The 7,688-nt window shown below is 68.6% G+C and carries 8 protein-coding genes; 4 read left to right on the forward strand and 4 right to left on the reverse strand.

Annotated features, from left to right (window positions below; genetic code table 11):
- Positions 1–44: 44 nt before the first annotated feature.
- Entirely contained in the window at positions 45–458 is a 414-nt protein-coding gene (locus NBG84_RS13550) for an ATP-binding protein (RefSeq protein ID WP_250919641.1), read from the reverse strand.
- Between the two features lie 121 nt (positions 459–579).
- On the reverse strand, positions 580–1,734 hold the full coding sequence (locus NBG84_RS13555; protein WP_250919642.1) for an adenosine deaminase: 1,155 nt from the start codon (positions 1,732–1,734) through the stop codon (positions 580–582).
- Between the two features lie 103 nt (positions 1,735–1,837).
- On the opposite strand from NBG84_RS13555, the gene NBG84_RS13560 reads away from it, so the two are divergent.
- The gene (locus tag NBG84_RS13560; protein ID WP_250919643.1) at positions 1,838–2,674 is read left to right on the forward strand and encodes a dienelactone hydrolase family protein; all 837 of its coding nucleotides are present in this window, start codon (positions 1,838–1,840) and stop codon (positions 2,672–2,674) included.
- Positions 2,675–2,724: 50 nt separating this feature from the next.
- Here the strand turns inward: NBG84_RS13560 and NBG84_RS13565 are convergent, their stop codons facing one another.
- Positions 2,725–3,678, reverse strand: a complete 954-nt coding sequence (locus NBG84_RS13565; protein WP_250919644.1) for a LysR family transcriptional regulator — start codon at positions 3,676–3,678, stop codon at positions 2,725–2,727.
- Positions 3,679–3,740: 62 nt separating this feature from the next.
- On the opposite strand from NBG84_RS13565, the gene NBG84_RS13570 reads away from it, so the two are divergent.
- The 3 genes from NBG84_RS13570 to NBG84_RS13580 all read left to right on the forward strand — a co-directional run bounded on the left by NBG84_RS13570 (position 3,741) and on the right by NBG84_RS13580 (position 7,042).
- Positions 3,741–5,048, forward strand: a complete 1,308-nt coding sequence (locus NBG84_RS13570; RefSeq protein ID WP_250919645.1) for an MFS transporter — start codon at positions 3,741–3,743, stop codon at positions 5,046–5,048.
- 291 nt (positions 5,049–5,339) lie between these two features.
- The gene (locus NBG84_RS13575) at positions 5,340–5,984 is read left to right on the forward strand and encodes a L,D-transpeptidase family protein (RefSeq protein ID WP_250919761.1); all 645 of its coding nucleotides are present in this window, start codon (positions 5,340–5,342) and stop codon (positions 5,982–5,984) included.
- 68 nt (positions 5,985–6,052) lie between these two features.
- A complete protein-coding gene (locus NBG84_RS13580; RefSeq protein ID WP_250919646.1) occupies positions 6,053–7,042 on the forward strand; it encodes a sigma-70 family RNA polymerase sigma factor in 990 nt (329 codons plus the stop codon).
- Between the two features lie 93 nt (positions 7,043–7,135).
- Here the strand turns inward: NBG84_RS13580 and NBG84_RS41085 are convergent, their stop codons facing one another.
- On the reverse strand, positions 7,136–7,576 hold the full coding sequence (locus NBG84_RS41085) for an STAS domain-containing protein (RefSeq protein ID WP_308312054.1): 441 nt from the start codon (positions 7,574–7,576) through the stop codon (positions 7,136–7,138).
- Positions 7,577–7,688: the final 112 nt, after the last annotated feature.

The following is a 7,688-nucleotide window of genomic DNA, read 5'->3' on the forward strand; positions in this document are numbered from 1 at the left end:
GCCGTACGGCCGTCCAAGGGGAAGGTGACGGCCGTACGGATGGGTCAGGCGAGGCCGGGCAGACCGCCCGTGGGCAGGGCCTTGGTCAGCTGCCCGACGGGCAGACCGCCGGTCGGCAGGGCCTTGGTCAGCTGGCCGACGGGCAGACCGCCGATGAGGCTGCCCACCACGTCCTTGGGGGCGTCGGCGGCCAGCACGCGCTGTCCCGCACCCTGGAGGGTGCCGGGCAGGGTGGCGGTGCTCTGGATGAGAGCGGCCTGACCACCGGCGAGGACCTCGGCGCCGGCCGGCAGCTGGGCGATGGCCTCGTGGACCGGTACCACCTTGCCGACGGTGTCCAGGGAGGTCGCGGAGTCGGGGAAGGCGGCCGGCTCCGCGGCGGCCGTGCCCGCGGCGACGGCGGTCAAAGCGGCGCCGAGGGCGACGACGCCGAGAGACTTGGCAGCAGACTGCTTCATCAGGGTGTCCTTGGGACGGGGAATATGAGCGGCTCCGCAAGCTAGCCACCGTGACAACGCAGAAGCAAACACCCGGGAGCGATGGAGTGTTGACATTCCCGGCCGTCCCGGATTAATAGGATCAGCCGTGGGCGATGGCAGAATCGCTGGTGGTGGCGGTCTGCCGGAACAGCCATTCGGATTTCAGCTCGGCATACCCAGGCTTGATGACGTCATTGATCATCGCCAAGCGTTCATCGAAAGGGATGAAGGCGCTTTTCATAGCGTTGACGGTAAACCATTGCATATCATCGAGCGTATATCCGAAGGTATCGGTCAGTAGCTCGAATTCACGGGACATGCTGGTGCCGCTCATCAATCGGTTGTCCGTGTTGACCGTGGCCCGGAAATGCAGTTTGCGAAGCAATCCGATGGGGTGCTCGGCATAGGAATCCGCGGCCCCGGTCTGGAGATTGGAGGTCGGGCAGAGCTCCAGCGGAATGCGCTTGTCCCGGACGTAGGCGGCGAGCCTGCCCAGTTGGACCTGCCCGTCCTCCGACACCTGGATGTCGTCGATGATCCGCACCCCGTGGCCCAAGCGGTCCGCGCCGCACCACTGGAGCGCCTGCCAGATCGACGGCAGCCCGAATGCCTCGCCGGCATGAATGGTGAAGTGGTTGTTCTCCCGCTTGAGGTATTCAAATGCATCGAGATGACGGGTGGGAGGGAAGCCCGCCTCGGCGCCCGCGATATCAAATCCGACCACTCCCAAGTCGCGGTAGCGATTGGCGAGTTCGGCGATTTCCAGAGCGCGAGCCGCATGCCTCATCGCGGTCAGCAGGGCGCCCACCCGGATGCGGTGACCGTTACCGCGGGCGATGCGTTCACCTTCGCGGAAACCGTCGTTGACGGCCTCAACGACCTCTTCGAGGGCGAGTCCGCCCTCCAGATGCTGTTCGGGCGCGTACCGCACCTCCGCGTACAGCACTCCGTCCTCGGCGAGGTCCTCGGCGCATTCGGCAGCCACCCTGAAGAGCGCCTCCCTGGTCTGCATGACGGCACAGGTGTGCGCGAACGTCTCCAGATAGCGTTCCAGCGAGCCGGAGTCGGCCGCTTCCCGGAACCAGACGCCGAGCTTGTCCGGTTCTGTCTCGGGAAGCGACTCGTAGCCGACCTCCCGGGCGATTTCGATGATCGTGCCCGGCCGCAGCCCACCGTCGAGGTGGTCGTGAAGGAGCACCTTCGGAGCGCGACGGATCTGGTCCGCGGTGGGTGTGATGAGGGTCTGGCTCGTCATCTACGCACTCTAGCCCCTACGCGCGTAGAAGACGCCTGGCCGATACGTAACAGTGACCGCGCGGACGGGTGGCGTGGACCCGTGCTTCTGACACTGTTCTGCCATGGCACACCGTGCACTGCCCCCCAGGCGGGGGCGACCTGGAGATCCTGAGCGAAGCGCAGCGGACAAAGGGGAAGGGCGGGGAGGCAGCGGGCGGCTACCACGGCTTGGGCGGGCCTACGGCGGGCCGAGCGGGGCGGAGTCGCTGGTCGCCGGGGTTGTGCTGCTGCTGCCCGACGGCGATCGGGAATCGGTGCGCAGACCGTCGGCGCTCTCCCGCGCGCGGGCCCTGTCGCTGGGCCGGGCGCTGGCGAAGGCGGGACGCGAGGACGGCCTGGTGGTGCACTCCGTGCACTACCGCACCCGTGGCTGGAACGGCGACGACGCCCAGCACGCGGTGGACGCGTCCTGGGCGGCGGACGAGGTGGTGCGGCGGTACGGCGATGTGCCGATCGCTCTCGCCGGCCACGGCTTCGGCGGACGGGCGGCGCTGCGGGCGGCGGACCATCCGGCGGTCAGCACCGTACTCGCGATGGCCCCCTGGCTACCGGAAGAGGAATCGGGGACCGAACCCGAGCCGGTGAAGCAACTGGTGGGCAGGCAGGTGCTGATAGTGCACGGCACCAATGACGCGCGGACCGCCCCGGAGCTGTCGTACCGGCTCGCGGAACGCGCCAAGAAGGTGAACCGGAACATATGCCGGTTCGAGGTGCACACCGATGGCAACGCGCTGCGCCAACACCACGCCGAGGTGCTCGCGCTGGCGACGGACTTCGTGCTCGGGTCGCTCTTTCCCCACGCGTACTCCCGACCGGTCGAGGACGCGATGGCCGCCCCGCCGCCCCTGGGGTTGCGGATGCCGCTGGCCGCGGGGTTCGGGAAGTCGCTGCGGCACTGAGCAGGCGCCGGACGTCCGGCGCGTCCCCCAGGCGTGGCCGTCGGGGCGGGTCAGTCGGGGAGCAGTTGGCCGCGGCGGGAGAGCAGGAACTTCTTGAAGGCCGCCACGGGGGCGGTGTCGGGGTGACCGTCCAGCCAGGCCACCCCGATCTCACGGACGGCGCGAGGGGCGGTCACGGTGAGCTCCGCCACCCCTGGGCGGGCCACCGCGGGCGGTGGCAGCAGCGCGACCCCGAGTCCCGCGGCGACCAGCCCGCGCAGGGTCTCCGCCTCCTCCCCCTCGAACGCCACCTTCGGGGTGAAGCCGGCCTGGGCGCAGAGGTCGTCGGTGATCCGGCGCAGGCCGTAGCCGGACTCCAGGGTGACGAAGGCCTCGTCGGCGGCTTCCGCGAGGCGGACGCGCTTGCGGCGCGCCAGCCGGTGGTCGTCGGGGACGACCAGCCGTAGCCGCTGCTCATCGAGCCGGCGCGCCACCAGGTCGGGGGCGTCGGGGACGGGTGAGGTGAGGCAGAGGTCGAGTTCACCCGTGCGCAGTCCGCCGAGCATCGCCTCGCCGTAGTTCTGTACGAGGGTGAAGCGGACGCGGGGGTGGTCCACCCGAAAGGCGCGGAGCAGACCGGGCACGGTCTCCGAGCCCATGGTGTGGAGAAAGCCGAAGGCGACCTTGCCCGCGCTGGGGTCGGCGTCGGCCCGTACCGAGTCAGCGGCCCGTTCCACCTCGCCGAGCGCCCGCTCCACGGAGGCCAGGAAGGTGCGGCCGGCGGGGGTGAGGGTGACCGTGCGGCCCTTGCGGGCGAAGAGGGCGACACCGAGATCGCGCTCCAGGCGCACCACGGCCCGGGAGAGCGTGGACTGGGGTACTCCCATCTCTTGCGCGGCGCGGGTCACATGTTCGTGGCGGGCGACCCCGGCGAAGTACGCGAGGCGGGGCGCGAGCAGCAGCGCTGTGTCTTCTTCGTAACTGCTGTGTGACAGGCGAGGCTGTGAGCTGGAGTCATGCATCATGGGAACGATTATCGCCATTCCATGCATTGGACGCATGAAAGAGCGCGACATACGTTCGATGCATGCCTGCCAGTACCAAGGCGTCCACCCCGGTGGGCGCCGTCTTCACCGAAACGTTCCCCTCCACAGACTCCACGTCGTCCTCCGAGAGTGTCCCCGAGCCCCTCGCCCCCGGGCTCCCCGGCTACCGCCGGATGAGCTTCGCGCTGTTCGCCGCGGGCATGGCGGCCTTCGCCCTCCTCTACTCCACCCAGGCGCTGCTGCCCGCGATCTCCGCCGAGTTCGGTGCGAGCGCCTCCGCGGCCAGTTGGACGGTCTCCGCCGCGACGGGCGCACTGGCCCTCTTCGTCCTGCCGCTGAGCGCGCTCTCCGAGCGCTTCGGTCGGCAGCGGCTGATGACCGTGTCGCTGACGGTGGCGGTGGCGCTGGGGCTGCTGGTGCCCTTCGCGCCGAACCTGGAGTCGATGGTGGTGCTGCGGGCGCTTCAGGGCGCGGCGCTGGCCGGACTGCCGGCCTCGGCGATGGCGTATCTCGCCGAGGAGGTGCGCCCCAAGGCGCTGGTGGCCGCGATCGGACTGTTCGTGGCGGGCAACAGCGTCGGCGGCATGAGCGGCCGGATCGTGACCGGTTGGGCGGCGCAGCTGTGGGGCTGGCGGGCGGGCCTCGCGGCGGTGGGTCTGCTGGCGCTCATCGGCGGTCTGGCCTTCCGCGCGCTGCTGCCGAGAGCCCGGCGGTTCACCCCGGGGACCCTGAGCCCCAAGGCGCTGGTGGAAACCGTGCGCGGCCATCTCTCCGATCCGCTGCTGCTGCGGCTGTACGCCATCGGCGCGCTGTTCATGACGGTCTTCGGCGCGGTGTACACGGTGATCGGCTACCGATTGGTCGGTGAGCCGTTCAATCTGCCGCAGGGTGTGGTGGGTTCGATCTTCCTCGTCTATCTCGTCGGTACGCTCTCGTCCGCGGCAGCGGGCCAACTGGTGGCCCGCTTGGGCCGCCGCGGGGCGCTGTACCTGGCGGTGGCCACCACGGCGATGGGGCTGGCGCTCTCGCTCGCCGATTCCCTGACGGCGATACTCGCGGGTCTGGTGTTGATCACCGCGGGCTTCTTCGCGGGCCACGCGGTCGCTTCGGCGTCGGTGAGCCGTACGGCGAAGACGGGTAGGGCGCAGGCGTCGGCGCTGTACCAGTCCGCGTACTACTTGGGCAGTAGCGTCGGTGGCACGCTCGGTGCGATCGCCTTCCACTCCGGTGGGTGGGCGGGGACCGTGGCACTGGGACTGCTGGCGGTGCTCGGGGTCGTGTCGATCACGCTGTACGGGACCAGGGCGGCTCGGCGCGAGCGGCTGGAGCTGGCGGTGGCAGCACGCTGACCTGGCACATTCCAGGCGCCACCCGAGGGGATTTCCCCAAACCGTTTGAGGAATAGGGAATTTGGCTCCGCCGCTGAGAGAACTCGGCGGCGGAGCCTTCTTTTTGCTGTAGCTGAATTGAGACATGCTGCGTACAACTACCTGTCCCCCGCAACCGTCAAACGGTCTGACCGCGCAATCGCGGTGATCCACGAAGGGGAGTGGGGAACGGTGGGATTCAACACGCACAAGACGCTCGGGGAACGGCGACTCGGCAGACGAGTGGGGATCGTGCTCGCACTGACGGGTCTGATGGTCCCGCTGACGACGGCACTGGGCACGGGGACCGCCCAGGCGGCCTCCTGCACGGCGGGGACGGGGCCGTACCAGAAGCAGGTGGAGAAGTTCCTGGGCCGGACGGTGGACGGCAAGCAGTCGGTCGCGGACTGCAAGGCGATCAAGGCGTTCCAGGCGCAGCACGGGATCACCCCGACCATCGGCTACGCGGGTTCACTGACCTGGCAGACGATGAACACGATCATTCAGCAGCGCGCGGCGGGAAAGACCCCGAACAAGGCCGGCTCGTGCCCGACCAACAAGGGCCGTATCGCCTGTGTGGATCTGACACGGCAGCTGAGCTGGATTCAAGACGGTAAGAAGTTGAAGTACGGCCCTGTTCCCGTACGCACCGGGCGGGACAAGCAGGAGACCCGTACGGGTGCGAAGAAGATCTACTGGCGCAATATCGATCATGTGTCATCGCTCTACAACGTGCCGATGCCGTACGCGCAGTTCTTTGACGGTGGACAGGCGTTCCATTCGACGACGAAGTCGATGTACAACCCGCCGGGTTCCGCCGGTTGTGTCAATCTGCGTCCCGCGGATGCGAAGTCATACTGGAATTTGCTGAAGAACGGCGACGACGTGTTCGTCTACGGTCGCAAGCCGGGAACCTGAGTTCCGTTGTCGGTGGCCTCCTGTAGGTTCCCAAGGGCTGGTGCCAGTGGGCGACAGGGGTGGACCCGATGAGTGAGACGGCAACAACACAGGACCTCAACGCGGAGTTGGAGCGGTATCGGCGTGAGCTGACCGGCTACTGCTACCGCATGCTGGGCTCGTCCTTCGAAGCGGAGGACGCCGTTCAGGACACGATGGTGAGGGCCTGGCGAAATTTCGAGAAGTTCGAGGGGCGTTCGTCGCTGCGGTCATGGCTCTACCGCATCGCGACGAACGTCTGCCTCGACATGTTGAACGCGGGCAACCGCCGAGCCCGGCCGATGGATCTTTCCGGGCCCACGCCCGTCGCCCAGGCACAGCTCAGCGCCCGCCCGGAGGCGACCTGGCTGGAGCCGGTGCCGGATGGACGGGTGCTGCCGTCGGCGGCCGACCCGGCGGAGACGGCCCTGGAGCGCGAGTCGATCCGGCTGGCGTTCATCGCCGCGCTCCAGCATCTGCCGCCCAAACAGCGGGCCGTGCTGATCCTGCGCGAGGTGCTGGCCTGGAAGGCGGCGGAGGTCGCCGAGCTGCTGGACACCTCGGTGGCCTCGGTGAACAGCGCGCTCCAGCGCGCCCGTACGACCCTCGCCGAGTCACCGCCCACCGAGTCGGACGCGGCGAACCCGCTCGACGAGGAGCAGCGGAAGCTGCTTGAGCGCTATGTGGCCGCGTTCGAGGGGTACGACATGGAGGCGCTGACGGCGGTCCTCCACGACGACGCCACGCTCTCCATGCCGCCGTACGACCTTTGGCTCCAGGGCCACGAGAACATCGTGGGCTGGATGCTGGGCGTGGGCTCGGTATGTCGCCGATCGCGGCTCATTGCGACCGTCGCGAACGGCATGCCGGCCTTCGCCCACTACCACGAGGCCCCGGATGGGAACGGGCATGTGCCCTGGGCCCTGATGGTCATGGAGATCCGCGACGGCAAGATCGCGGGGATCAATTCCTTCCTGGACACCGAGCGCTGGTTCCCGCTGTTCGATCTGCCGGATCGACTGGAGAAGGAGAGCGACTAGCCGTCTGGTCCGCTAGCCGCCGGGCCGCTCCGGGCTCTGTGTTCAGTTCCCCGGGGCGGTCCTGATCGGGCCGTCCTGATCGAGCGGTCCTGATCAGGACGGTGCAGGGCCATCTCGCTGGGCGTAGGCGCCGGATTGAGCGAGGTCACCGGGCGTGGGATCAGTGGGCGTGGCGGCATCCGGCGCGGGGGCAGCCGGCTGGGTGACACCGTGCGAAAGGCTGTCATCGCCTCGTTGGGTGAGGCAGTCAAGGCCCATCAGGGTCAGCAGGGCCTGTAGCTCAGGGCCCGCGTTGCGCATTCTCACCGCCCGCCCGGCCCTGCGTGCGGTGAGTCGCAGCCGGGCCACGGCCTCCACCGAAGCCAGGTTGGCCCTGGTCAGCTCAGCAAGATCGCACACCACTTCAGCGGCCCCTTCCCCGTACAACGCATACAGCCGCGCGCACAGCGGCGGCACATCCGCCAGGGTCACGGGCGCGGGCACCACAAGGACGACGGGATCGGGTCCGGCCGGGTCGACGGCTTCCACACTCATGTCTGATGAGACCGGGCCATGGGGTGGAACTCATCGGTGGCGCCCCGCGGAGGGCTCTGACCACGGTCTATGACAGCCGGCCGAACGAGGTGACCACGGGTCGCGGACATGA

Source organism: Streptomyces albipurpureus (assembly GCF_023701525.1).
In the GTDB taxonomy this organism is placed as follows: Bacteria; Actinomycetota; Actinomycetes; order Streptomycetales; family Streptomycetaceae; genus Streptomyces; species Streptomyces albipurpureus.